Annotated in this window: 19 protein-coding genes; 5 read left to right on the plus strand and 14 right to left on the minus strand. The window is 61.4% G+C overall.

All coding sequences use genetic code 11. The features are described from left to right. Positions 1-10: 10 nt before the first annotated feature. The 10 genes from HJA_RS13085 to HJA_RS13130 form a co-directional block, all read right to left on the minus strand. Positions 11-811 (minus strand): transglutaminase family protein, encoded by an 801-nt coding sequence (locus HJA_RS13085; protein ID WP_035583013.1) that lies wholly within the window; start codon positions 809-811, stop codon positions 11-13. A gap of 3 nt (positions 812-814) precedes the next feature. Continuing rightward, entirely contained in the window at positions 815-1,756 is a 942-nt protein-coding gene (locus tag HJA_RS13090; protein ID WP_035583015.1) for an alpha-E domain-containing protein, read from the minus strand. Between the two features lie 3 nt (positions 1,757-1,759). Next, entirely contained in the window at positions 1,760-3,193 is a 1,434-nt protein-coding gene (locus tag HJA_RS13095) for a circularly permuted type 2 ATP-grasp protein (RefSeq protein WP_035583094.1), read from the minus strand. A gap of 126 nt (positions 3,194-3,319) precedes the next feature. Next, a complete protein-coding gene (locus tag HJA_RS13100; RefSeq protein ID WP_035583016.1) occupies positions 3,320-5,089 on the minus strand; it encodes a glycoside hydrolase family 15 protein in 1,770 nt (589 codons plus the stop codon). Continuing rightward, positions 5,086-5,817: a trehalose-phosphatase gene (gene otsB, locus HJA_RS13105; RefSeq protein WP_035583018.1), complete on the minus strand. Its 732-nt coding sequence runs from the start codon at positions 5,815-5,817 to the stop codon at positions 5,086-5,088. The genes HJA_RS13100 and otsB overlap by 4 nt, the downstream gene beginning before the upstream one ends. Then, positions 5,817-7,235: an alpha,alpha-trehalose-phosphate synthase (UDP-forming) gene (locus HJA_RS13110; RefSeq protein ID WP_051597679.1), complete on the minus strand. Its 1,419-nt coding sequence runs from the start codon at positions 7,233-7,235 to the stop codon at positions 5,817-5,819. The genes otsB and HJA_RS13110 overlap by 1 nt, the downstream gene beginning before the upstream one ends. Before the next feature lie 175 nt (positions 7,236-7,410). Then, positions 7,411-8,550 (minus strand): AGE family epimerase/isomerase, encoded by a 1,140-nt coding sequence (locus HJA_RS18130; protein ID WP_051597680.1) that lies wholly within the window; start codon positions 8,548-8,550, stop codon positions 7,411-7,413. Between the two features lie 16 nt (positions 8,551-8,566). After that, on the minus strand, positions 8,567-9,775 hold the full coding sequence (locus HJA_RS13120) for an HAD-IIIA family hydrolase (RefSeq protein WP_035583020.1): 1,209 nt from the start codon (positions 9,773-9,775) through the stop codon (positions 8,567-8,569). Continuing rightward, positions 9,772-11,028: a glycosyltransferase family 4 protein gene (locus tag HJA_RS13125; protein ID WP_035583022.1), complete on the minus strand. Its 1,257-nt coding sequence runs from the start codon at positions 11,026-11,028 to the stop codon at positions 9,772-9,774. The genes HJA_RS13120 and HJA_RS13125 overlap by 4 nt, the downstream gene beginning before the upstream one ends. After that, positions 11,025-12,239, minus strand: coding sequence for a polysaccharide pyruvyl transferase family protein (locus HJA_RS13130; RefSeq protein ID WP_162177064.1), 1,215 nt, complete (start codon positions 12,237-12,239; stop codon positions 11,025-11,027). Before HJA_RS13130 ends, HJA_RS13125 begins: the two co-directional genes overlap by 4 nt. A gap of 247 nt (positions 12,240-12,486) precedes the next feature. Here HJA_RS13130 and HJA_RS13135 point away from each other — a divergent pair, with 247 nt between their 5' ends. Then, complete coding sequence (locus HJA_RS13135; RefSeq protein WP_035583026.1) at positions 12,487-13,683, plus strand: glycosyltransferase family 4 protein; 1,197 nt, start codon at positions 12,487-12,489, stop codon at positions 13,681-13,683. A gap of 73 nt (positions 13,684-13,756) precedes the next feature. Here HJA_RS13135 and HJA_RS13140 read toward each other — a convergent pair whose 3' ends face one another. The 4 genes from HJA_RS13140 to HJA_RS13155 form a co-directional block, all read right to left on the minus strand. Further along, positions 13,757-15,169, minus strand: a complete 1,413-nt coding sequence (locus HJA_RS13140) for a DegT/DnrJ/EryC1/StrS aminotransferase family protein (RefSeq protein WP_051597681.1) — start codon at positions 15,167-15,169, stop codon at positions 13,757-13,759. Positions 15,170-15,171: 2 nt separating this feature from the next. Continuing rightward, positions 15,172-16,209, minus strand: coding sequence for a GHMP family kinase ATP-binding protein (locus HJA_RS13145; RefSeq protein ID WP_035583029.1), 1,038 nt, complete (start codon positions 16,207-16,209; stop codon positions 15,172-15,174). Positions 16,210-16,218: 9 nt separating this feature from the next. Beyond that, positions 16,219-17,151: an NAD-dependent epimerase/dehydratase family protein gene (locus HJA_RS13150; RefSeq protein ID WP_035583031.1), complete on the minus strand. Its 933-nt coding sequence runs from the start codon at positions 17,149-17,151 to the stop codon at positions 16,219-16,221. Between the two features lie 171 nt (positions 17,152-17,322). Further along, entirely contained in the window at positions 17,323-19,245 is a 1,923-nt protein-coding gene (locus tag HJA_RS13155; RefSeq protein WP_051597682.1) for an acyltransferase family protein, read from the minus strand. Positions 19,246-19,452: 207 nt separating this feature from the next. On the opposite strand from HJA_RS13155, the gene HJA_RS13160 reads away from it, so the two are divergent. The 4 genes from HJA_RS13160 to HJA_RS13175 are packed head-to-tail and all read left to right on the plus strand — an operon-like array spanning position 19,453 to position 23,261. Beyond that, positions 19,453-20,172 (plus strand): sugar phosphate nucleotidyltransferase, encoded by a 720-nt coding sequence (locus HJA_RS13160; RefSeq protein WP_035583033.1) that lies wholly within the window; start codon positions 19,453-19,455, stop codon positions 20,170-20,172. Continuing rightward, positions 20,081-21,064 (plus strand): NAD-dependent epimerase/dehydratase family protein, encoded by a 984-nt coding sequence (locus HJA_RS13165; RefSeq protein ID WP_277813106.1) that lies wholly within the window; start codon positions 20,081-20,083, stop codon positions 21,062-21,064. Before HJA_RS13160 ends, HJA_RS13165 begins: the two co-directional genes overlap by 92 nt. Then, positions 21,058-22,041, plus strand: a complete 984-nt coding sequence (locus HJA_RS13170; protein WP_051597684.1) for a glycosyltransferase family 2 protein — start codon at positions 21,058-21,060, stop codon at positions 22,039-22,041. The genes HJA_RS13165 and HJA_RS13170 overlap by 7 nt, the downstream gene beginning before the upstream one ends. A gap of 2 nt (positions 22,042-22,043) precedes the next feature. Next, positions 22,044-23,261: a polysaccharide biosynthesis protein gene (locus HJA_RS13175; RefSeq protein WP_051597685.1), complete on the plus strand. Its 1,218-nt coding sequence runs from the start codon at positions 22,044-22,046 to the stop codon at positions 23,259-23,261.

A 23,261-nucleotide genomic window follows, 5' to 3' on the forward strand; every position in this document is an offset into this window, starting at 1 on the left:
GACCCGTTGATTATTGTTGAACCTGGACATTGACGGACAGCACTTCCTGCTCTCCGCCATACATCACCCCTGTCATGGGACCAGCTTCGCGATAGTCGAGCCCGGTTGCAACCTGAATATACCGTTCGTCAGGACAAACACGGTTGGCTGCATCAAATCCGACCCATCCCAGGCCATCGACCCAGGCCTCTGCCCAGGCATGCCCTGCGTCCTGGTCCACACGGTCCAGCATCATCATGTATCCACTGACATAACGGGCCGGGAACCCCAGAAGCCGGGCAGCGGATGTGAAGACGTGAGCGTGATCCTGACAAACGCCATGGCCGATCGCCAGCGCCTCCTCGGCGCTTGTATCCGGCCCGGTCGGCTCAGTATCATACACCACGGCCTCAGCGATGAGGTTCATCAGCGTGTGCAGGGTTTCCAGGCTGAGGTCCGGGTCCCGGCCGAGCTGGGAGACGAGAGCCCGCACACCCTTCCCCACCTTCGTCAGCGGCGTAAAACGGCGATAAAGCCAGAGCGGCGGCACCAGCCGGTCGTTGGAGAGTACGCCTGCGGTATCGCGCGTTTCCACTTCGCCTTTGCAGGAGATCGATACACGCCTCGCATCCGGCTCAATGGAGACCAGCTCAACATGGTTGCCATGATGGTCAACATACCTTGCTTCGCTCCTGGCACCTTCCAGAACCAGGTCCCAGGAGATCACCGTCTGCGCGTCCGTATCGTGCGGGCGCTTGCGAACCTGATGCAGCGCATAAGTCGCTGCCTTCTCGTAATCATAAACCGTGGTGTGATCGATGCGCAGTCTCATGGCTTACTCATTGAACCTGTAATCGGTTTCGATCTGGGCGGAGAATGCCGCATTCTGAGCCATGAAACTTGTCAGGAATTCGTGCAGGCCCTCCTCGAAGACGAGGGCAATATTCAGCGCTGTCAGCCGGTTCTCCTGCCGGATCGCCAGCTCATGCGCGGGTGTGCTTCCCCCGTACTCTTCCGCCAGGCGCCCCAGGTACTCCGTGATCATATCATAGCAGAAAGCCAGGGAACGCGGCAGGCGGGCGTCAAAGATCAGGAAGTCCGCAATAGCCGGTGGGCTGACCGTTCCGCCGTTCAGCCAGTAGAAGCTGCGCTCAGCTGAAGCTGAGCGCAGGATCATTTCCCACTGCACATTATCTAGTGACGAACCGATCGAGGAACTCGACGGCAGCAGGACATAATATTTCGCATCCAGAATACGGGACGTATTGTCCGCCCGCTCCACCAACGTGCCGATCTGCATGAAATTGTAGATGTCATTGCGCAACATCGTGCCGGTGACGGCCCCGCGCACCTGCGCCCCCTGCCCCCGCACGAGAGAGAGGACTTCCGGCAGGTCCCGCTCAGATACTGGCCGGCGCAAGGCATCCCGCACGCTCATCCAGGCATCATTGATCGCTTCCCAGACCTCCCGCGTCAGCGCGGTCCGGGTCATCCGCGCATTTTCCCGGGCGGCATGGAAGCCGCACAGGACGCTGTTGGGATTCTCCTTGTCACGCAGAAGGAAGTCCAGAATCTTTTCTGAACGTATCGTCTCATGCTTTTCCAGATAGGCCTGCTGGCAGCCTGCCGTGGTGATGACAGAGCCCCACTCCTCTGTGTTGGACTCCGCCCGCGTCAGCGCCATACGGAACCCGGCCTCCGCCAGGCGTGCGGTGTTTTCCGCTCTTTCCATATAGCGGGTCAGCCAGAAGAGGCCGGCAGCTGTACGACCCAGCATCACCTATTCCCCCTTCAGGACCCAGGTGTCCTTGGTTCCGCCGCCCTGACTGGAATTTACGACCAGGGAGCCCTTTTTCATTGCCACGCGGGTCAGCCCACCCGGTGTCACCTTCACCCCTTCCGGAGAGACCAGAACGAATGGCCGCAAGTCGACATGTCTCGGCGCAAGCCCTGACTTTGTCAGCACAGGAACGGTAGAGAGCGCGAGCGTCGGCTGGGCAATATAGTTCTCCGGCTTGTCTACCAGTTTTGCGCGGAAGGCTTTCAGCTCCGCCTTGCTGGCGGCCGGCCCGACCAGCATTCCGTACCCGCCAGACCCGTGCACTTCCTTGACCACCAGCTCTTGCAGGTGTTCCAGCACATAGGCCAGCGCGTCCTTCTCGGCACACCGCCAGGTCGGCACGTTCTGCAGGATCGGCTTCTGGCCGGTGTAGAATTCAACGATGTCCGGCATGTAGGAATAGATCGCCTTGTCATCGGCAATCCCTGTGCCCGGCGCATTTGCGATCGTGATGCCGCCAGCGCGATAAATATCGAAAATGCCCGCGACCCCCAGCAGGGAGTCCGACCGGAAATTTAACGGGTCGAGGAAATCATCATCGATCCGGCGATAGATCACATCGATCGGTTCATAGCCGCGCGTCGTGCGCATGGCGATCCGGCCATCGGTGACCCGAAGGTCATGCCCTTCAACCAGTTCGACCCCCATCTGGTCTGCCAGAAAGGCATGTTCGAAATAGGCAGAGTTGTGGATGCCAGGCGTGAGCACCGCGACGGTCGGACGGTGACCATCCGCAGCCGGCGGGCCGCACTGCTCAAGCGAGCGCCGCAGCATCGCCGGGTACTGCTGAACCGGTTCGACACGGATATGCGAGAAAAGTTCCGGAAACATCTTCAGCATCGTCTCACGGTTTTCCAGCATGTAGGACACGCCGCTTGGCGTGCGCGCATTGTCTTCCAGTACGAAGAATTCGTTGGGGCCGGTGCGGACAAGGTCCACGCCGACAATATGGGTATAGATACCTCCCGGCGGATCCACACCGATCATTCTCGGCAGGAAGGCGTCGTTCTCGCGGATCAGACGTTCGGGCACGCGGCCGGCCCGGATGATCTCCTGCCGGTGATAGATGTCGTGCAGGAAAGCATTGATCGCCTTCACCCGCTGCTCGATACCGCGCACCAGGTTCGCCCATTCTCCTGCCCCGATAATGCGCGGGATCAGGTCAAACGGGATCAGCCGTTCGTCGGCTTCCGCTTCGCCATAGACGTTGAAAGTGATGCCAGTTCGCCGGAAGAAAGCTTGCGCTTCGACAGACTTCTTGAGCAGCGCGGGCCGGCTCATATTCTGAAGCCACTCCGCATAAGTCTCGTAAGGGGCTCGCACGTTGCCGTCGAACCCGTCCATTTCATCAAAGAATTGAGGTGCCTCTCCCATGGAGACATGAACACATGCAAGCGTATGCCCGGTCAACCCGCCTCAGCGGGCATAACCTTGCGCCACTGAGGTCGCCCGGCTTTGAAGAATGCGCCATCCGCGCTGCCCAAAAATTGGGCACCCTGCCTAGATCGACTCGCCCCAGGACCGCGAAAGCAGAGCCGCAGAATTGATAATACCCACCATGCAATAGGTTTGCGGGAAATTCCCCCAGAGCTCGCCTGTTTCAGTATCCACGTCTTCAGACAAGAGGCCGAGATGGTTGCGAGCGGCCAGCAGCGCCTCGAAAACGCGCCGGGCTTCTTCGGCCTCACCGATCCGGTAAAGGGCATCGACCAGCCAGAACGTGCACGCAGTGAAGGCGGTTTTCGGTTTCCCGAAATCGTCCGTCACCTTGTAGCGATAGACATGGTCACCTTCGCGCAGGTCGCGATTGATGACCTGAACGGTTGAGATGTACCGCGGGTCATCCGCCTCGATAAACCCGATCTCCGCCATCAGCAGGACAGACGCATCAAGGTCTTCCCCGCCGAAGGCTGCGGTAAAGGCGCCGACCTCTTCGTTCCACGCTTTTTCCAGAATGGTGCCGCGAATGATGTCTGCCCGCTCGCGCCAGTAATCCGCCCGCGCCGGCAAACCGAGATGCCCGGCGATTTTTGACAGGCGGTCACACGCGGCCCAGCACATGATGGCCGACGAGGTGTGGACATGAGCGATCGTGCGGAACTCCCAGATACCGGCATCCGGAGTGTCGTGGACCGCAAAGGCCCGCTCCCCCACCGGCTCGAGTTGTTCAAACTCCGCCAGCCCCGGCCGCTTCATCAAACGGGTATCGAAAAAGCTTTGCGCGACGCCCAGAACAACCTGTCCATAGACGTCATGCTGAACATGTTCGGCAGCCTGGTTCCCAACGCGCACCGGCCCCATTCCCCGATAACCGGGCAATTGCTTTGCGAAGTCCTCCGTGAGGTCCGCCTCAAGCCCGATGCCATACACCGGCTGGATATGCCCGCCCTTGGACTGGGCCACGATATTCCGGACCCAGCGCATATAGTGCTCCAGAGTCCCCATACCCGAGAGGCGGTTCAGCGCTGTCACGGTAAAATAGGCGTCCCGGATCCAGCAATAACGGTAATCCCAGTTCCGCTCCGATCCTTCGTGTTCAGGGACAGAGGTCGTCAGCGCCGCGACGATGCCGCCGGTTTCCTCATACACGCAGAGCTTCAGCGTAATCGCCGCGCGGATGACGGCCTGCTGCCACTCGAACGGTACCGCCAGGCTGCGCGCCCAACGCTTCCAGTATAGCCGCGTACGCTCCTCCCAATCGCGGGCAATGACTTCCGGATGGTCGGACAGGGATTCGTCTGCCCCCAGGATGAAAGCAGCCTCCCTGTCGAGTATGAAACTGGTGCCAGACAGGATGTAGGAAACCGGCGCGTCCGTGGTGACGCGGAAACCCAGTTCTTCATCGATGAACCGGACGTGATTGACACCCCGGACCGGCTTCAGCTTGCGTCCACCCCAGTCAGTTTCCGGTGTCAGCGTGATACGCATCCGCGGCGTGCCTGCCAGAACTCGGAAGCGGCGCACAAGAGCAGCCGGGCGGAACATACGGCCCTGGTTTTCAAAACGGGGCGCGAAGTCGACGATTTCGACAACCGCGCCGTCACGCGATTCAAGACGTGTCCGCAGAATGGCACTGTTGTGATCGTAGGATTGCGTACGGGACGCGAGGTCTTCCATCCAGACGGAAAACGCGCCGCCCCCGCCCAGCAGCTGGTTGAACACAGGCTGGCCATCGAACCTTGGCAGACACGCCCACTGGTAATCGCCGCGAGAATTGATCAGGGCAGCAATCGTGCCGTTCCCCACGATGCCAAGGTCCAGTCCGCTCATGTCCCTGCCAGCTCCTTCAGATACGCATGCACGGCCTCGACATCCTTCAGCCGGTACTGGGCGACGGTGTCACCTGCGCCGACCTTGATCGTCAACCCGCCAAGGTCATTGGCCGTCCGGAAAGCATCCTCATCGGTCGTATCGTCACCAATCATGACCGGACGCCGCCCGGAAAACGGAACGTCTTGCATCATACGGGCCAGTGCGCGGCCCTTGTTTGCATCTTCAGGTTTGGCCTCAAAAACGAACTTGCCATGCTGTATACGGTAACCTTCGGCAGACAGCCCGGCATCTGCGAGCGCCACGCCGATTTCTTCTGCAAAATCTGGGGCTTGTCGGTAATGCAGCGCCAAAACCGGTCCTTTGGTTTCCACGCGCGTGCCGTGAAACATGGCGCTGATCTTCTCAATCGCGTGACGAACGGCATCCGGTGCAGCAGCCCGCGCTTCCGGCGGCTTCGCCTCTGGCGCCAGAGGGATAAGTCCGTGATTGCCGATCCGCCATAACCCGCCCGGCACGCGGCGGGCGAGATCCCCTGCATCCCGTCCGGAGAGAATCGCCAGCGCCCCGTCCAGCTGGTCACCGATCGTCTCCAGGACCGTATCCATGCCAGACGCCAGAAAGACCGTATCCGGATCGTCCTGCAAACCGGCCAGCGTTCCATCAAAGTCCAGAAACAGCGCATCTTCCGCCCGGAGCGGCGGCGGCGCGGCACCCTGCCCCGTCATCACGCTGCAGATACCTCGGAACCGGCAGGAACAGCATTCAGAAAACGTTCGCGCCACCAAATCAGGTCCTGCGACTGGATACCGTCCATGAGCGCCCGCCAGCGTGCCTGCCGCTCGTCGAGCGGCATGTGAATGGCCCGGTAGACCGCTTCGGCAATCGCGCTTGCATCATAAGGGTTTACGATCAGGGCCTCCAGCATCTGCTCCGCTGCGCCTGCGAACTGCGACAGGACAAGAACGCCGGGATCTTCCGGATCCTGCGCAGCGACAAATTCCTTGGCAACCAGATTCATCCCGTCCTGCAGAGGCGTCACCAGGCATACCTTGGCCTGCCGGTAGAGACCCGCGATCTGGTCCCGGTCGTACCCGCGGGCAAGATACCGGATCGGAATCCAGTCCAGATCCCCATAGTCGCCATTGATCCGGCCGGACAGCTCATCCAGCTGCTGGCGGAGCTGCTGGTATTCCTCAACTACGGAGCGCGAAGGCGGCGCAATCTGAGTAAAGGAAATATGCCCATGCACATCCGGGTGGCGGTCAAACAGGTCCGCCATCCCCTCGAAGCGTTGAATGAGCCCCTTGGAATAATCCATCCGGTCGACCCCCAGCACGAGCTGGCGATTGCCAAGGAATTTGTTGAGCTTGGACGCCGCCAGCCGGGCTTCATCGCAGGTGGAGGCCTCCACAAACGCATCCACATCAATCCCGATGGGACAGTGCAGAAGACGAACCGTCCGCTCACCAACCTTAAAACGCCCATCCGGCAGCTCTTCCGCTCCGAATTCTTCTTCCAGATAGCGGGCGAGATTGTAGAGATCTTTTCCCGTCTGAACGCCCACCACATCATAGGCGCACATCGCTTCGCCCAGTTCCCGGTGCTGCGGGATCGCACGGAAGGCATCCGGCGCAGGGAACGGAATGTGGAGGAACCAGCCGAGGCGCCCCTGCCATCCCCGCTGGCGCATCATCCGCCCCAGCAGGAAGAAATGATAATCATGTACCCAGACAAAATCTTCCTGCCGGGCCTCCTGCACGGCAATCCGTGCAAACTTCTCATTCACGGAGCGGTAATTGCGATAGGTGTCTGCCTCGAACACGGCAAGATCGATCCGGTTGTGCATGACCGGCCAGAGAACGGAATTGGCGTAGGCAAGATAGAAACCGTCATATTGCCGGCGTGAAAGGTCGCTGAGGGCAAACTGAACTCCCTCTTCCTCCACATAATTGACCCGGGCGGTTTCGAAATCGAGGACCCGGCCGGACCAGCCGATCCAGAGGCCTTTGGTCTCCACCAGGGTATCCCAGAGTGCGACGGCCAGCCCGCCTGCTTTGCTTTCGCTGCCTGCAGCGGTCCGGTTTGAAATGGCGACCAGACGCCCTGACGGCTCTGCCGATGTGTCTGCCTTGGCGCTTGTCATCGGTTCCTTCCTGTTAGGTTCCATGTAGGCCGCTCTGCCGGAAGACCCAACCTCCGGAGGCCATTTTCCCCGGGAAAATTTCCAGCCTGCTCAGGATTGAGCCAATGATGGCGCCCCCGGATGAGGGATTAACGACAGACCGCCCGGGCGGTTCCCCAAGGCATGTGCAGCTGCGTCAGCGGCGCAGGGCTTCGATCCGGTCCTGAAGACGCAGCACTTCCGTGAATGCCAGGAAGATATGATAGAGCGTTGAAGCGGGCACATCATCCGCGTCCGGCTGGCCATCCGCCGTGAACCGTTCCAGCCACACGGCCGGTATCGGCGTGCTCAGATACTGATCCAGCAGCAAGCGGGCACTGGCGGCCACGGCCGGGCGCGGGTCACGGCCTGTTGCCTCAAACAGGGCAAGGTGCGCCTTGATCCGCTCTGTGTTCGGCCAGGTGCGCGCGCCCGCATCGACGGGTGTACCATCATCCAGAACCACCTGCAGGGTACGGGCAGTCTGGGTGTCGACCCCATGATCTTCCGGGAACCTTACCAGGCTCTCTGCCAGCGGGGTCATGTCTTCCCCGACCACCTTGCCATATTGAACAAGGATCCAGGCCCACTCCAGCATATGACCCGGCTCGACCAGCCGCCCGTCCTGCCCTTCGGCCCGGTTCCAGTCGGTGTCGAAATATTCTGCCAGCGTGGTACCGTCGAACAGCTTTTCGCGGAACAGGGCCACCAGCTCCCGCGCGGTCGAAAGAAAGCGCGTTTCGCCTGTCGCCTCATAGGCAACAAGAGAAGCTTCCAGCAGGTGCATGTGAGGGTTCTGCAGACGCCAGCCTTCCGGCGGCATTTCATGCCAGAACCCGGTTTCGGCCCGCAAATGTGTGTCGATAAAATCCATCGCGCGATGCATGCCGGCCCGCGAAGCCTCATCCCTTGCCGCTTTGTGCCGCCAGGCATAGCCGAACAGGACAAACGCCAGGTCATAGAGGTCCGGCGTGCCGTCCAGCACTTCGCCATTCGGTCCGGTCGTGCGCGGCCACCCCTTGTCCGGACCGAGATAAAGCTCATCCAGCTGCCGCGCCCCTTCGGCACACAAGGACAGGCCCCGGTCCCAGCCGAGGATCGCGGCGTGCGAAAACACATAAGTCTGGCGACCAATAACGCGGGTCCGGTGATACCCTGTATCGATGGGCTTTCCGGAATAATCCAGCTTCTCGACAAACCGCCTGCTTTGCAGGTCGTATCCCGCATCTCCCCAGAATGGCAGGGCGACATCAAAGGTCCAGCGACGGATTTCGTCGAACGGTATGGCCGCAGACATCTTCACCCCCCTCCGGTCATTCCGGACCGATTATATCCGATACAAGCGCCTGCAAATTCCCGCCAGTGTAAAGATGCCCCGGCAATCCTGCCCGGCGGGCAGCTTCCATGTCGGAGGGCTTGTCACCGATCAGGAAACTCTTGTCCTTATCCACATGCCAATCCTTCAGCGCACGCAGGATCATGCCGGGGTTCGGCTTGCGGTCAGGGTGATCCTCCACCGTATAGGCCAGCACTTTCCCATCCGCATGGTACGGACAATGATAAAAGGCATCCACAAACGCGCCCGCCTCTGCGAGCTGGACCTGCATGCCCGCATGGAAAATGCCGATAGCATCCTCATCATAGAAGCCGCGGGCGACGCCGGCCTGGTTGGTCACCACGATCACGCGGTAGCCGCGATCATTCAGCAAGCGGATTGCCTCCCGGGCGCCCGGCATCCAGGCGAGGTCATCCACGCGATGCGTGTATCCATGATCCTCGTTGAGCACGCCGTCACGATCCAGGAATGCAGCTGGCCGCACGCGCAGGGCCGCCGTTTCACGCTGGGCCTGTGCCAGGGTTTCGGGCAGTCCGATGTCCAGGAAGTATCCCTCAAAGGGCAGTCCTTCCAGACGCCCTTCCCGGACCAGTTCGGGAAACACATCGCTCTCGATCGAAGACGGTGCCTCAATCCGGCCGACCATGGCGCGGTCGAGATAGTAGATCCCGCCATTGATCAGCCCCGGTCCGGTGAGGTCCGGATTCTTCTCGACGAAGGCGGAGATCTTCGCATCGTTCAGCCGGACAGATCCATAGCGTGCCGTATCCTCCACCATCCGCAGTGCCAGCCGGCCGCCGCCTTCCGGCAGCGGTGCCGCCGTCAGGGCGCGCAAATTGATGTCGAAAAAGGAATCCCCGTTCAACAGCACGAAACGCTCATCCAGCGCTTCCGCCGCCTGAGCGAGCGCGCCGCCGGTGCCCATCGGCTGGCTCTCCCGCACAACGCGGATTGCCGCCTCGCCGACACGCCGGCCGTGATAGGCCGCCTCGACCTGATCACCCAGATGGCCCGCCAGCAGGACAAGATCCGCAAACCCCATCCGCGCGGCATTCTCCAGCAGCAGGTCGAGGAAGCGGACCCCCGGGGCGATTTCCTGCATCGGCTTCGGCGTATTGGCAGACAGGGCGCCCAGCCGCGTCCCCCTGCCGCCCACCAGAAAGAGCGCCTGTGTCGGACGCGTCATGCCGGGACCCGCACGGCCGCTGTTGCCAGCGCATCTCTGAACACGTTCATCGTGCTGTCGAGCGTCGCATCCCAGCTGAAATATTTTTTCGTGAGGTCAACTGATCCAGCGCGCAGACGCGCAGCTAGAGCGGCATCTCTCAGGGTCCGCAACATGCCCTCCGCAAGCGCATCGGCATCTTTCGGCTGGACCAGCAACACGTTTTCCCCGTCAATGAACTCCGGCTCCGGACGATCTCCCAGCGTGGTAATCACCGGCAGGTCATGAGCCGCGCACGCCGCGATGGAACTGTTGTTCAGCGCCGCCCCTTCGGAGAATGGCAGGACGGCATAGTCAGCCGCCCGGAGATACAGGGAGCCTGCGTCCGTATCAAAGGGGAACTCCCCTGTCCAGCTGATCACATCCTCGATCCCCTCTTCGCGGGCAATCGCGTGAAGATCGTCGACGCTCCAGCCCGACTTGAAATAATCGGGCGCTGCGCCGCCGATGATGGCGAGGCGCGCGTCCGGCACCTCTGCCCGGACTTTGGCAAATCCCTTGATCAGGTATTCGAGCCCCTTGCCCACATAGAGGCGGCCGAAATAGGCAAACAGCGGTGCATCGGCCGGCACGCCGAGCATCTCCCGCCCCTTCAACCGGGAGGCCTCCCCCGGCATGCTCATCGGGATCAGCGGCGGCGGCGGAATGATGACGCTCTTGTCTTCCAGGCCTGGCAGATGTTCGGCAAAACGCTCCAGGTGCGGCTTCGCCATGGCGATCACGCGGTCACTGTCGCGCAGGATCGTGCCATATTCATAGCTGATATGGTCGCCGCCCAATGCACGTGCGGAGAGTTTCAAATTCAGCCGCGTCAGGAAAGGGTGGTCCTTTGGACGCACACCGACCGGCGCCGTGATCTGGGTGACGATCTGCGTGCCTGGCAGGGCCGCCTTCAGGCGCGTCGGGATCAGTGAAATCATCGGATGGAACTCGAACGCCATGCCGATGAACCAGATGAAGATCAGGTCCGGCTTCAGGTCCTGGGCAAAGCGCAGAACCTTGCCCTGAGACGCCCAGTTCCAATGCTCGATCTCGGGATGCACGCGGCAGCCTTTGACGCTTTTTCCATCCGCCTGCGTACTGGTCAGTACATCGACCGAATAGCCACGGTCCGCCAGCCCCTGGCTGAGCCGGGCGATATGGTCGCCCTCGGCGATCGGCATGGGCGGAAAGACGCCCGTGATGACCAGAACTCTCGTATTTTCGGGCTTCATCGAACACCACCCCCCAATTTCTGTCCGACCCGGCTGGCGGCATGCCGCACCCAGGTCTGCATTCCTACACCGCGCATGGCCTGCAACAGGGCTTCCAGCGCGATCTGGTTGTCCTCTGCCCGCACACGCATGACGGCAATCTTGTCCGCCAACTTCTTCAGGTCCGCAGCCGGATCAATAAGCAGTCGATCACCCGTTTTGGCAATATCTGTACCGGTCGCCGTATCCGGATCGACTGCCGCCTTCCAGCCGAGGTCACGGCACAGGTCGCTGACCTTGTCAGACCGCCGAATCCCCAGGAAAGGGACGCCCTGAAGCGCGGAAAAGACGCAGAAATGATAGCGCGTTGAGATCGTCATGGCACATTGTGCGATGATCGACATCATTTCCTGCGGTGTCAGATAGTCAGACGGCCCCATCAGGACAGCATCCTTGCGTGACATCAGGGAACGGACCAGTTCAGCGGCGGCCTGATCATAGGTCTCGCCTTCCCGGACCTCGTTGAAGAGGAACAGGATGCGGGCCCCATGACTCTTGACCAGTTCGTCCAGCCCGGCGGCCAGTTCCGTGAACAGGCGCGGGGCCTTCTCGACCATATGGTCTTCAGCATTGATATTGACGCCGATCACCGGACGGCCGCCGAGCCCAAGGCGCTGCGTCACCTTACGGCCATAGGCTGGATCTGCCGGATCCAGCAGCCAGGCCATGTCGGCGGCGACGGTAATCTGTTCCGGCGTAACACCCAGATCCAGCAATCGGTCCCGGTCGTGCACGCTGCGCACGCTCCAGCACATGACATTCGGAATGATCTGTTCCTGCACGCGCTGGCGGGAAATATCATGGCGCAGCTGTTCGACACCGACCCCGACAAAGGCCGCCGGCTTGCCCCAGTTCCCGGCATGCTGGAGCATGCCGCCAAGGCTGAGAAGCGGCCAGTCGCCCAGATTGTCCATCAGCGGCGTGCCGCCCGGAATGATATAGCCCGCGCCCATATGCGCATGCAGCTTGGCCGGCAGGCCCATGATCCCGTCGACATACTGGTAATAGCGGAACGCTGGCTCCACCCTTTTGGTATGCGCCGGATCACTCGAGGCAACATCCACCCCGAGACCCCCGCCGAAACGTTCCATAAGGCGGCCAAAGCCCAGCAGCGTGGCCTCATCGCCGATATTGCCGCTGCCGTAGAAGCCGAAGGGAGCCACCAGTCTCATATATACGCCGTCATGCCTGTGCTGTATGCGATCGCGTCCCATGGCAGGGCAGGCCGCAAAAACTTCGTTTTGGTTGCAAACCCTATTCCAGTAAACTTCCTGTTTCCACTAACACGGAATTTCAAGAAACGGCCTATAAAAGGACGATCCGATTGCATGAGACTTGCGTGCTGCGTCCAACTGTGGTGACGCGCACCCGGATATTTGAACAGGATCGATAAGATCACTCCAGGGAGGGGACAGGATTTTGAAGGTTGGCATCATTGTAGACGTCGAACCCGGCATTCACGGTGGTATTGCGACCGCCCTGCGCAGCCTCATCACCGCGCTGGGGCAGCTGGAGGGGCCGGAAACCTATGTCCTGATCGTCGAAAACCAGACCCAGGTGGACTGGCTTAGCCCGCTCGCCGCAAACCAGCGGTTCGAAATGCGTCCCGCCTCCTCCGGCAATCCGGTCCGCGACCTGCTGCGCAGCGTCAAAGGCATGGCCAACAAGGCGCTCGGCCGGGATGGCCGGGTCGGCTGGCCGCAGGTGCCGGTCTCGGATGGCTGGCTGGAAAGCCTCGGCCTCGATGTGCTGCACCAGCCCACACAAGGCTTCATCTATTGCGCCATCCCGACGGTCTATAACCCCCACGATTTGCAGCACCTGCACTACCCACAATTCTTCGACCTCTCGGACCTCACATGGCGCGAAACGATCTACCGTGCGGCCTGTCGGACATCCCACGCGATCATCGTGAACTCTCAATGGATCAAGGATGACGTCGTCGCCCAGTTCGCCGTCAGCCCGAACAAGGTGCAGATCATCCCGGAAGCGGCGCCGACGCAGTTGCTGGCCGAAGTGTCGGAAGAAGACAAAGCCGAAACGCGCGCGAAGTACGTCCTGCCGGAACGCTATATTTTCTATCCGAACAATACCTGGCCGCACAAAAACCACCTCCGCCTGTTCGAGGCGATGGCCTGGCTACGCGACGAAAAGGGCGTGACCGTGCCGCTCGTGTCCACCGGCGCCCGGCATGAACCGAGCCGTGAAGCTCTGGACAACCGGGTGCGCGAACTCGGCCTTGAGAACCAGGTTCAGTTCCTGGGCTTCGTCTCCAATGAGGAGCTCCGCGCGATCTATCAGATGGCCTGGGCCGAGGGCATCCCGGTCGCCAGTTCCAACGTCACCGCCCTGCCCGAACAGGTTGGCGATGCCGGCCTCCTGTTTGACCCGATGGATCCACACGACATGGGCACGGTCATAGAACGCTTGTTCACGGACGATGCGCTCTGTGCAGACCTGATCGCTAAAGGCAAGGTCCGCCTGTCGGATTTCGACTTCCTGCGCACCGCCCGCGCAAACCGCGCCACCTACCGCCGGGCGGCAGGACGCCGTCTCGACGCAGAGGACGCAGCTCTTCTGGCGCATGACTGGATGCGTTATCCGATCCGGGACTAGGCTGGCATCACAGTTCAAACGAAAACGGGGCCCCGTCATGGAGCGCCCGCTTTGCTGTTCCGGCAAGCGTCGCTCAGGCTTTCTTGCCCAGCACACTTTCGAACACGGCAGCGATCCGGGCGACCATGGCATCATCCACGCGGCGCGAGGTCGGCAGGTTCACGCCCGTGCGCGAAAGCCAGGTGCTGTTCGGACATTTGCGGGCATACTGACGATAGGCCGGCATGGACGACAGGCCATGGAAGAACGGGCGCAGGTCGATGTTCGCTGCTTTGCACGCCGCAATCAGGTCTGCACGCTTGTCTTCCGGTACCTGCGCACAGGCAAACCAGGTCACGGGCTGGGCGCGCTGGTCCATGGCAGGCGGGAAAGACACGCCCGGAATGCCGGACAGCGCTTTGACATAGCGTTCATAGACATCTGCGCGCATCGCCAGCAGCTCATCCATCCGCTCGATCTGGGCACAGCCGATGGCGGCCTGCATATTGGTCATGCGGAAATTGAAGCCCGGCTCCTCGTGCCAGTAACGGCGTTCCGGCCGCATGCCATGGTCGCGCAACATGCGCATGCGCGTGGCAATATCCGCATCATTGGTCAGGCAGATACCGCCTTCACCGGTGGTGATGATCTTGTTGGCAAAGAAGGAGAAGCTGGAAATATCGGAGAAGGACCCGATCGGCTGGCCGTCATATTTCGCGCCATGCGCCTCGGCGCAGTCTTCGATGATGTAAAGGCCGCGGGCCTGCGCCAGTTCGACGATTTCCGTCATCTGCGCCGGACGTCCGAACACGTGCACCGGCATGATGGCACGTGTGCGCGGCGTGATCGCCCGCTCGACGGCTTCAGCGGAGAGGCACCAGGTGTCCCGGTCCACATCGACCAGGACAGGCCGGGCGCCGACATGCATCACCGTGTTGATCGAAGCGGCGAAAGTCAGGTCCGGGACGATCACCTCGTCCCCTTCCCCGATCCCCAGAGTCGCCATGGCAAGGTGCAGCGAAACGGTTCCGTTCGAGGTCGCAACGCCATGGGCCATACCCATCTTGTCTGCAAACTCCTGCTCGAAGCGGCGGATATAATCGCCGGTCGAGGAGATCCAGGTGGACAGGAAGGCATCGAACGCATTGCGCATTTCGCGGTGCGTCAGGTCTGGTTCGGACACCGGCAGGAAAGGCTGCGGGCCGGAGTCGTCGATCCCGCTGAGACGGCCTTCACCGTCCAGAACGGGTTCAACACCCAGCGGTTCTTTCGCTGTTCCCCAAGGCGCCGCGACATCACCAACGGTCTGGCCGGAAAGATGCCCGCCTTTCATGAAAGCTTCTCGCATCATGGCGAGATCGGCATAGCCAACCAGCTTGCCAGCCGCATCCGTGACGAAGACAAAGCCCCGTCCATTATCCAATGCCTTTTCCAGCCCGACGAACAAAGCGTCGCCTTGCGCGCAGGTCATGGCAGCTGTCTGTGCAGACACGTCAATATCAATCATGTTCAGGAAACCTTGGCCCCGGCGGGAAGATAGTTGGAATCCAATTCCGGATCGTAAAGAACGACCTGCGTTCCGCTCCGCTCCATACGCAGCGGCACATGGGTCATGCCTTTCATCGCGGCCATCACAGCGGCGCGCTTCTCCGGCGGCACGAACATGAGCAGGAAGCCACCGCCGCCTGCGCCCAGCAGCTTTCCGCCAAGCGCGCCAGCCTTGAGAGCTGCTTCGTAGCGCTCGTCAATTTCAGGATTGGACACCGAAGCGTCCAGCGCCTTCTTGTTGAGCCAGGTCTGATGCAGCAGTGCCCCGAAATCATTGATGTCGCGGGACGGGTCCGTGAGGATGCGTTCGCCTTCTCCCACCATATCGTAGATTTCGCGCAGCTCTTTCGTCCGGTCACCGAACTTCGCCACCTTGCGCTTTTCGATCTCGTCAGCAAAGCGGGTAAAGCCGGTGAAGAAGAGCATCATCGAGTCTTCCAGCGCCGCGCGGCGCGCCGCCGGCAAACGGATCGGCGAGATGTCATAGTCGCCGTCTTCGGTAAACTCGATCCGGTTCAGGCCGCCATGAGCCGCCGCGATCTGGTCCTGGTAGCCGACGGTTTCACCCAGCAGCTTCTGCTCCACAAAGATGGCCTCCTTGGCCAGCTTCTTCTTGGAGCAGAGCATTTCCTGGTTGCCGTAGAAGGCATGCAGCAGCGACACGGTGAAGGAGGAAGATGATCCGAGGCCCGACTTGGATGGCAGGTCGGAGTTGTGGATCACCTCATAACCCGTCTCATTGTCGCCGGCATAGTGTTTCAGCACTTCCCGGACGACCGGGTGCTGGATTTCGTTGATCGTCGAAACCTCTTCCAGCATGCCCCAGGCGACACGGTAGTTGAAGTCGAACACCGCCGGCAGCCGGCGCAGCTGGATGTAAATATACTTATCGATCGAGGTCGACAGCACGGCCCCCTTCTCCCCGCGCTCCAGCCAGGAGGGGTGATCGGTACCGCCTCCGAAGAAGGAGACACGAAGCGGGCTGCGGACAATGATCATTACGAGACCTTAGACGTTCGAGTAGCGGGAGTTACGGATCATCTTGTAACCGCGCAGAAGCTCGGCGATGCCACGATCCAGCGACCAGTCCGGACGCCAGCCGGTCGCTTCCACTTTCTCATTGGACACGATGTAATCGCGTTTGTCAGGGTCTTCGCCAATCGGCGCTTCGAGATAAACGAAGCTCGGCACGTGCTCCTGGATCTTCTGGCACAGCTCGATCTTGGACAGGTTCGCGTCCGACAGACCGAGATTGTAGGCCTCCCCACGCATCGTGTCGAAGTTCTCGATGGCGTGCTCAAAGCCTTTCACCACGTCGCGGACGTGAATGTAGTTGCGCTTGAAGTGGCCTTCGAAGATCACGACGGCGCGGTCGGTGACGGCGCGCCAGGTGAAATCGTTTACCAGCAGGTCGAGGCGCATGCGCGGCGCCATACCGAACACGGTGGCCAGGCGCAGCGTCACGCCATTGCCATTGTCGAGCACGGCCTTTTCGGCTTCCACCTTGGTGACGCCATAGAGGGAGATCGGGTTCAGCGGGCTCTCTTCCGTGCAGAACTTGCCGCTCTCGCCGATGCCGTAGCCCGAATTGGTGACCGGGAAGACAACTTTCTGGTCCTTGGACGTGCGCTTCACGAGGTCCACGACGGCGTCCTGATTGAGGGTCTTCGCGGCAATCGGGTCCAGCTTGCAAAGCGGCGCGCCAACCAGCGCGGCCAGCGGGATCAGCACGTCGGCCTGCGGCACCAGTTCGTCCAGCAGGCGGGTGTCGCGGGCGTCGCCCTTCACGGGCACGAAGTTTTCGTTCGCGCAAACAGCGGCCAGTTCGGTCGTACCCCGTTCGAACGTATCGAGCACGGTCACTTCATGTCCCTGCTCCAGCAGACGCGGTACCATGGTGGAGCCGATATAACCCGCGCCGCCCGTAATCAGAATTTTCATGTGTCCCTCAGATCCCAGTGTGTCTCTATCGCGCACCGATCATGCGCCCGGCTTTCCTATAGCAACTCTCGCACCACAGGAATCCAGCCCAAATCCACCAAAGCGGGACAAATCCGCCCCATTCAGGCGGGATTCCCCAAATTGGTGTATCTGAATGAAACAGACTCCTGATCAGGGAATCCGGTCCGTGAAGACAGCGCTGGCCGCCTCGGTGGAGCCGGCTTGGGTGAAATGGCCATAATCGAGATAAAAATCCTCCCCTGCCCGGCGGACCGGACACGTGCCATCCGGACAGAGCAGGGCGGCCGGGTCGAGGAAGGCAGCGCCGTTCTGCGTGGCAAGACGCGCCAGTCTTGCGTTCATCGCCCGGGCTTCGGCGCTGAGCGGCAGGCTTGCCTGCTGCGCCTCCGGCGGCACGGTCCGGGCGAGGATCATGTAAGGCGGAATATGGAAATTCGGCGACTGGCCGACCAGCGTTACCTCAATACCCGCGGCCTTGAACGCGGTTAACGTACTGTCTGCCTGCATGGAAATGCCGGTACCATATTCCAGCCAGCTGCCCGCGACGATCACATGATCCACCCCGAGGCGGCCAGCGAGTTCCACGGCCTGTGCGCGGAAGGCCCTGCAGGCTGGCGTGCCGGGACTGTCCGGCGCCAATGTCGGCGGGCATCCCTCCATGGCGTATTCAATGACAGGCGCGTCCTTAATCCCGCCCATCCGGACAAGGCCCGGCACATAGTGCGCGGCAAACGAGTCCCCGAAGAGGAGGACAGGTGCCCCCCCGCCGTCTCCGATTGTGCAGGCGCTGGCCTCCCAGTCCGTCCAGCTTTGACTGTCGCGCAGGAGACAGGTGCCGACACGCCAGGCCTGTTCGGCGGCGTGAAAATCGGGCACGCGCTGATAGGCAGGCTGACCCGCAAACAGGCGGGCATTCAGCTTTGCGCCCGCCCACCCGACCGCCGCCGTGCCAGTCGCGCAGACGAATGCAGCCACCAGCACAGTGGGAATTTTCCAACGGATCCGCCGCATCGGCGTCTCGACAAACCGGTAAACCAGCCAGGCGAGCAGGACACAGAGGCCAAGTGCAGCAACCGTCTCCGGAAGGGTCAGACAGCGCATCATCAGGAACGGCGCCAGCACCAGCACCGGCCAGTGGACAAGATACAGGGAATAGGAAATCCGCCCCGTCCAGACGACAGGGGCCCACGACAGAAGACGCGACGGGAACGGCACGCCCTCTTCCCCGGCTGGCTTGCCGAACCAGATCACCAGCCCGGCCCCGAGGCAGGGCCAGAGCGCCGCGACGCCCGGAAACGGGGTGGCCGGGCCGAACAGGAGCACCGAACCGGCGATCATCGCGAGGCCTGCCAGCGTGCCCACTTCATTTATACCGCGCGGAAGCGCCGGGCGCGGCAGCAGCGCGATCAGCACACCCAGCAGGAATTCCCAGGCCCGCGTAAAAGGCAGGTAGAAGACCGCGTCGAAGTGGCCGTGGCGGATGGCATAAAGGTTCACCCCGAATGAGGCGACCAGGCAGAGCGCCACCACCAGCCGCCAGCGCCCGGCCAGGAAACGCTGGATCAGTAGCAAGAATACCGGCGCGGCAAGATAGAACTGCTCCTCCACCCCCAGCGACCAGGTGTGCAGCAGCGGCCGGAACGGCATGTCATTGTTGAAGTAGGAACTGGTCTGCCAGAAGTGCAGGTTCGAGACGAACAACGAGGCGGCGATCAGACTGTCCGCGAAAGGCTGAAAATAGACCGGCGGAACGATGGCCAGGCTGACCAGCAGCGTGCCCAGCAGGACCACCGTCAGCGCCGGCAGGATCCGCCGGGCCCGCCGGGCAAAGAAGCCGCTCAGCGAAAACCTACCGGCATCCAGATCCCGGAACAGGCTGAGCGCGATCACGAAACCGGATATGACGAAAAAGACGTCGACCCCGGCAAAGCCGCCGGAAAACCGGCTCCATCCCGCATGAAAGCAGAGGACCGCCACCACGGCGACAGCGCGCAGCCCGTCCACATCGGCCCGGTAGCCCGGTTTTGCACCGGGGTCCTGACGGGCCGGATTGCGAGGGGCATCAGCGCTCATGACAGTGGAATTTCTGCATCAGGCATGCCAGTCGACCGGAATCTCCCGGCAGGATCCCCGTGCTTTCGTCCACTCGCCTGACAAGTGTTCCGATTTGCACCAGACGCGGGCGAAGTTTCCTGTTTAAATGGCAAGGTTATTGCAGCTTTCTTCGCGTAATTCGCACAGACGCAACGCGCTGCACAGACTGGGGACAGGAGTATTCATATGAGCAACGACACCGGCCGCACAGCCGTCATTCTGGCGGGGGGCCTCGGATCGCGGCTGCGTCCTTATACGGTCGTGCTGCCGAAACCCCTGATGCCGGTTGGCGAGTCCCCGATTCTGGAAGTCATCATCAAACAGCTGGCCCGCAAAGGCTTCAGCCGCATCATCCTGGCGGTCAACCACCAGGCCGACATCCTGCGCGCCTATTTCGGCGATGGCAGCCAGCTCGGCGTCAGCATCGAATATTCGCTGGAAACCAAACCGCTCGGCACGATGGGCCCGCTGCACCTGATGAAGGACCTGCCAAAGAATTTCATTGTCATGAATGGCGACATTCTCTGCGATCTCGATTTCGGCGACTTCTTCGCCCGCCATGCCGATGACGGCCGGCTTTTCACCATCGCCGCCTCCAAGCGCGAACAGCTGATCGACTATGGTGTGCTGGGCTGCGAGGAAGACCATCTGGTCTCCTTCACCGAGAAGCCGCGCACGCCTTATCTCGTGTCCATGGGCGTCTACTGTCTCAGCCGCCGCGTGCTGGAGTTCATCCCCGAAGACCAGGCCTATGGCTTCGACCAGCTGATGCTCCGCTTCCTGGATGAAAAGCGTGATGTCAGCGTCCAGACGCATGAGGGCTACTGGCTCGACATCGGCCGGCCGGACGATTATTTCCGCGCCGTCGACGAATGGCCCGAGCTCAGCGAAAAGCTGGGACTCTGACGTGCCCGACCCTGTATCAAATTCAAAACACCCCCTCCCCGGCCGCATTGTTGTGACCGGGGAAACCGGTTTTGTGGGACGCCGCCTCACCGCGCGCCTCAGAGCGCTTGGCGTTGACGTCGCGGGCTTCTCCCGCTCGACCGGCGGCGACCTGCTGACCGGTGAGCTACCGCTGGAAGGCGCAGGCCATGTCTTCCATCTGGGTGCGCTCTCCTTCGTGCCGGACAGCTGGAATGATCCTGCCACCTATCATCTTGTGAACACGCACGGCACCGTCCGCGTGCTGGACCAGTGCCGCCGCACCGGTGTGCCGGTTACCTTCATCAGCACTTTCGTCTATGGCGCTGGCGCCCCTGTCCCGGTGCCGGAAGACTTCCCGCCCAACCCGGCTAATCCCTATGCCTGGTCGAAACTTGCCGCAGAAGACGCCTGCCGCTTCTTCGCGAAGACTTTCGGTATGGACGTGACTGTGCTCCGCCTTTTCAACGCATTCGGTCCCGGCCAGAAGGACTCCTTCCTGATACCAACGATTGCCCGACAGGCAGTCGACCCGTCGGTGAAGGAAATCGTGGTCGCAGACCTCGCCCCACGACGGGATTTCGTCCATGTGGACGATGTGGTGGGCGCGATGATCAGTACAATCGGCATGCCCGGCGGCGGCACGTTCAATGTCGGCTCCGGCAAATCCCATTCTGTGGGCGACGTGATCGCGGCTTGCCTGAAGGCGGCCGGCACGGACAAGCCCTATTCGGACCGCGGCGAGCGCCGCGAAAATGAAGTCATGGATGTTGTTGCAGACATCTCCACCCTGACGGCGGCCACAGGCTGGCGTCCGCAGGTCGAATTTGAAAACGGTATGAAATCGGTGATCGAGGCCCTAGCCCCATGTTGAGTATTGATGTCGTCTGCCCGGTCTTCCGTGAGGAAGCGGCCATCGAAACCTTCCACAAGGCGCTGATCGAAGCGACCCAGCCGCTCTATGGCGAGTACAAATTCCGCTATATCTATGTCGTCGACCCGTCTCCGCCGGACCGCAGTGCGGAAATCCTGCAGGGCATCGCCGAGAAGACAGACAATGTCACCGTGCTGGTGATGTCCCGCCGCTTCGGCCACCAGGCGGCGCTGATCGCCGGCATCGACGAGACGCGCGGCGACGCCGTCATCATGCTGGACAGCGACATGCAGCACCCGCCCTCGCTGATCCCGAAACTGATCGAGGAATGGCGCGGCGGCTCCGAGATCGTCCAGACGCTCCGCCATGACGACCAGAAGATCTCCTTCGGCAAGCGCGTCACCTCGCGCATGTTCTATGGCGTGTTCGAACGCATGACCGGGATCGACCTGAACGCCGGCTCGGCCGACTTCCGCCTGCTTTCCCGAAAAGTGGCCGATGTGTTCCGCACCCAGTTCCGTGAGCACAACCCGTTCTTCCGCGGCCTTGTCACCTGGGTCGGTTATCGTATCTCCTATGTCGAATTCGTGCCGGAGAAACGCTTTGCAGGGCGGTCGAACTATTCCCTCGCCGCGCTGATCCTGTTTGCGACGAATGGCATCTTTTCCTTCTCCAAACTGCCACTGCGTGTCTGCATCTGGCTTGGCCTGATCTTCGCCACTTTCAGCGCCCTGTCCGGCGCGTACTACCTCACCGTCTATCTCTTCTTCGAAGATATCGTCGTACCCGGCTGGGCATCGCTGTTCGCGCTCGGCGCCTTTGGCCTGTCGATGAACCTCTTCTTCCTCGGCGTGCTCGGGGAATATGTCGGCCTGATCTTCGATGAAGTGAAAAACCGTCCGCGCTACCTCGTTGGCGACAAATTCGGCGCCAATGCAGACGCTGACGCCGGGGCCCGCAAGGAGACCGTATCGTGAGCATGAGCGACCTTTCCCCGGACCGGTTCGACCAGCATGTCGTGGCGCGCACACGCTCCTTCTTCGAAGGCGACATCGCGGCCAATGAGGCCCGTATCCGAGAGACCGTCACCGGTAAACGCGTCCTGATTGTCGGCGGCGGCGGCTCCATCGGTTCGGCAACGCTCCGTGCGCTGATCCGGTTCGAACCGTCCGCCATCCATGTGATCGACCATTCGGAAAACTACCTGGCCGAACTGGTCCGCGACCTGCGCTCCGGCATGGATCTTCCGGCAAGCCTCGACCTGCGCATGTGGCCCATCAATTTCGGGGCGCCGGTCACCCAGCGGCTGATCAATTCCGAAGATCCCTACGACATCGTGATGAACTTCGCCGCGCTGAAACATGTGCGCTCGGAGAAGGACATCTATTCCCTGCTCCAGATGCTGGACACGAATGTGGTGCGTCAGGCGCGGTTCAAGTCATGGATCGCGGCGCGCGGCGGCACGGCGCGCTTCTTTGGCGTCTCCACCGACAAGGCCGCGAACCCGACCAGCCTGATGGGCGCGACCAAACGCCTGATGGAAGACGTGCTGTTCAGCGCCAGCCCGACCGCCGGCATGAACGTCTCCTCGGCCCGCTTCGCAAACGTGCTCTTCTCCAATGGCAGCCTGCCACAAGCCTGGCTCCGCCGGATCGAGCTTGGCCAGCCGCTGGCGGCCCCGCGCGGCACGCGCCGCTATTTCGTCACCCGCGCCGAAGCCGGAGAGATCTGTGTCCTTGCCTCGCTCCTTGGCGGACAGGACGAGATCATCATTCCGCGCCTGGACCCGGAAAAAGAACTGCGTCTTCTGGAAGCCATCGCAGCCGATGTTCTGAAGCTGACAGGCTTTGAAGCCGTCCCGTTCGAGGACGAAGCCGAAGCCCGTCACGAAGTGGCCGCGCTGCGCAAGCAAGGCAAATGGCCCCTCCTTCTTACCCCGCTCGATACCTCCGGTGAAAAACCGTATGAGGAATTCGTCGGCGCCGATGAGACCTCGCACGAGATCGGCATGGAGAGCGTGCTCGCCATCCGTCACGCCAAGGCGAAGATCGGCCCGGAGTTCATTGACCGCCTCGAAGCGCTTGTCAGCGACACATCCGGCAAGGTTCAGAAGGCCGATGTGGTGGAAACCATCGCCTCGGTGATTCAGAACTTTGCCCACGTCGAAACCGAAAAGAATCTCGACCAGAGAATGTAG

Origin of the sequence: Hyphomonas jannaschiana VP2 (genome assembly GCF_000685215.1) — a bacterium.
Lineage (GTDB): Bacteria > Pseudomonadota > Alphaproteobacteria > Caulobacterales > Hyphomonadaceae > Hyphomonas > Hyphomonas jannaschiana.

Coding starts and splice junctions, on each gene's coding strand:
- HJA_RS13085 (WP_035583013.1), bottom strand. CDS start 811: ATGAGACTGCGCATCGATCACACCACGGTTTATGATTACGAGAAGGCA.
- HJA_RS13090 (WP_035583015.1), bottom strand. CDS start 1,756: ATGCTGGGTCGTACAGCTGCCGGCCTCTTCTGGCTGACCCGCTATATG.
- HJA_RS13095 (WP_035583094.1), bottom strand. CDS start 3,193: ATGGGAGAGGCACCTCAATTCTTTGATGAAATGGACGGGTTCGACGGC.
- HJA_RS13100 (WP_035583016.1), bottom strand. CDS start 5,089: ATGAGCGGACTGGACCTTGGCATCGTGGGGAACGGCACGATTGCTGCC.
- otsB (WP_035583018.1), bottom strand. CDS start 5,817: ATGACGGGGCAGGGTGCCGCGCCGCCGCCGCTCCGGGCGGAAGATGCG.
- HJA_RS13110 (WP_051597679.1), bottom strand. CDS start 7,235: ATGACAAGCGCCAAGGCAGACACATCGGCAGAGCCGTCAGGGCGTCTG.
- HJA_RS18130 (WP_051597680.1), bottom strand. CDS start 8,550: ATGTCTGCGGCCATACCGTTCGACGAAATCCGTCGCTGGACCTTTGAT.
- HJA_RS13120 (WP_035583020.1), bottom strand. CDS start 9,775: ATGACGCGTCCGACACAGGCGCTCTTTCTGGTGGGCGGCAGGGGGACG.
- HJA_RS13125 (WP_035583022.1), bottom strand. CDS start 11,028: ATGAAGCCCGAAAATACGAGAGTTCTGGTCATCACGGGCGTCTTTCCG.
- HJA_RS13130 (WP_162177064.1), bottom strand. CDS start 12,239: ATGAGACTGGTGGCTCCCTTCGGCTTCTACGGCAGCGGCAATATCGGC.
- HJA_RS13140 (WP_051597681.1), bottom strand. CDS start 15,169: ATGATTGATATTGACGTGTCTGCACAGACAGCTGCCATGACCTGCGCG.
- HJA_RS13145 (WP_035583029.1), bottom strand. CDS start 16,209: ATGATCATTGTCCGCAGCCCGCTTCGTGTCTCCTTCTTCGGAGGCGGT.
- HJA_RS13150 (WP_035583031.1), bottom strand. CDS start 17,151: ATGAAAATTCTGATTACGGGCGGCGCGGGTTATATCGGCTCCACCATG.
- HJA_RS13155 (WP_051597682.1), bottom strand. CDS start 19,245: ATGAGCGCTGATGCCCCTCGCAATCCGGCCCGTCAGGACCCCGGTGCA.
- HJA_RS13160 (WP_035583033.1), top strand. CDS start 19,453: ATGAGCAACGACACCGGCCGCACAGCCGTCATTCTGGCGGGGGGCCTC.
- HJA_RS13165 (WP_277813106.1), top strand. CDS start 20,081: ATGAGGGCTACTGGCTCGACATCGGCCGGCCGGACGATTATTTCCGCG.
- HJA_RS13170 (WP_051597684.1), top strand. CDS start 21,058: ATGTTGAGTATTGATGTCGTCTGCCCGGTCTTCCGTGAGGAAGCGGCC.
- HJA_RS13175 (WP_051597685.1), top strand. CDS start 22,044: ATGAGCGACCTTTCCCCGGACCGGTTCGACCAGCATGTCGTGGCGCGC.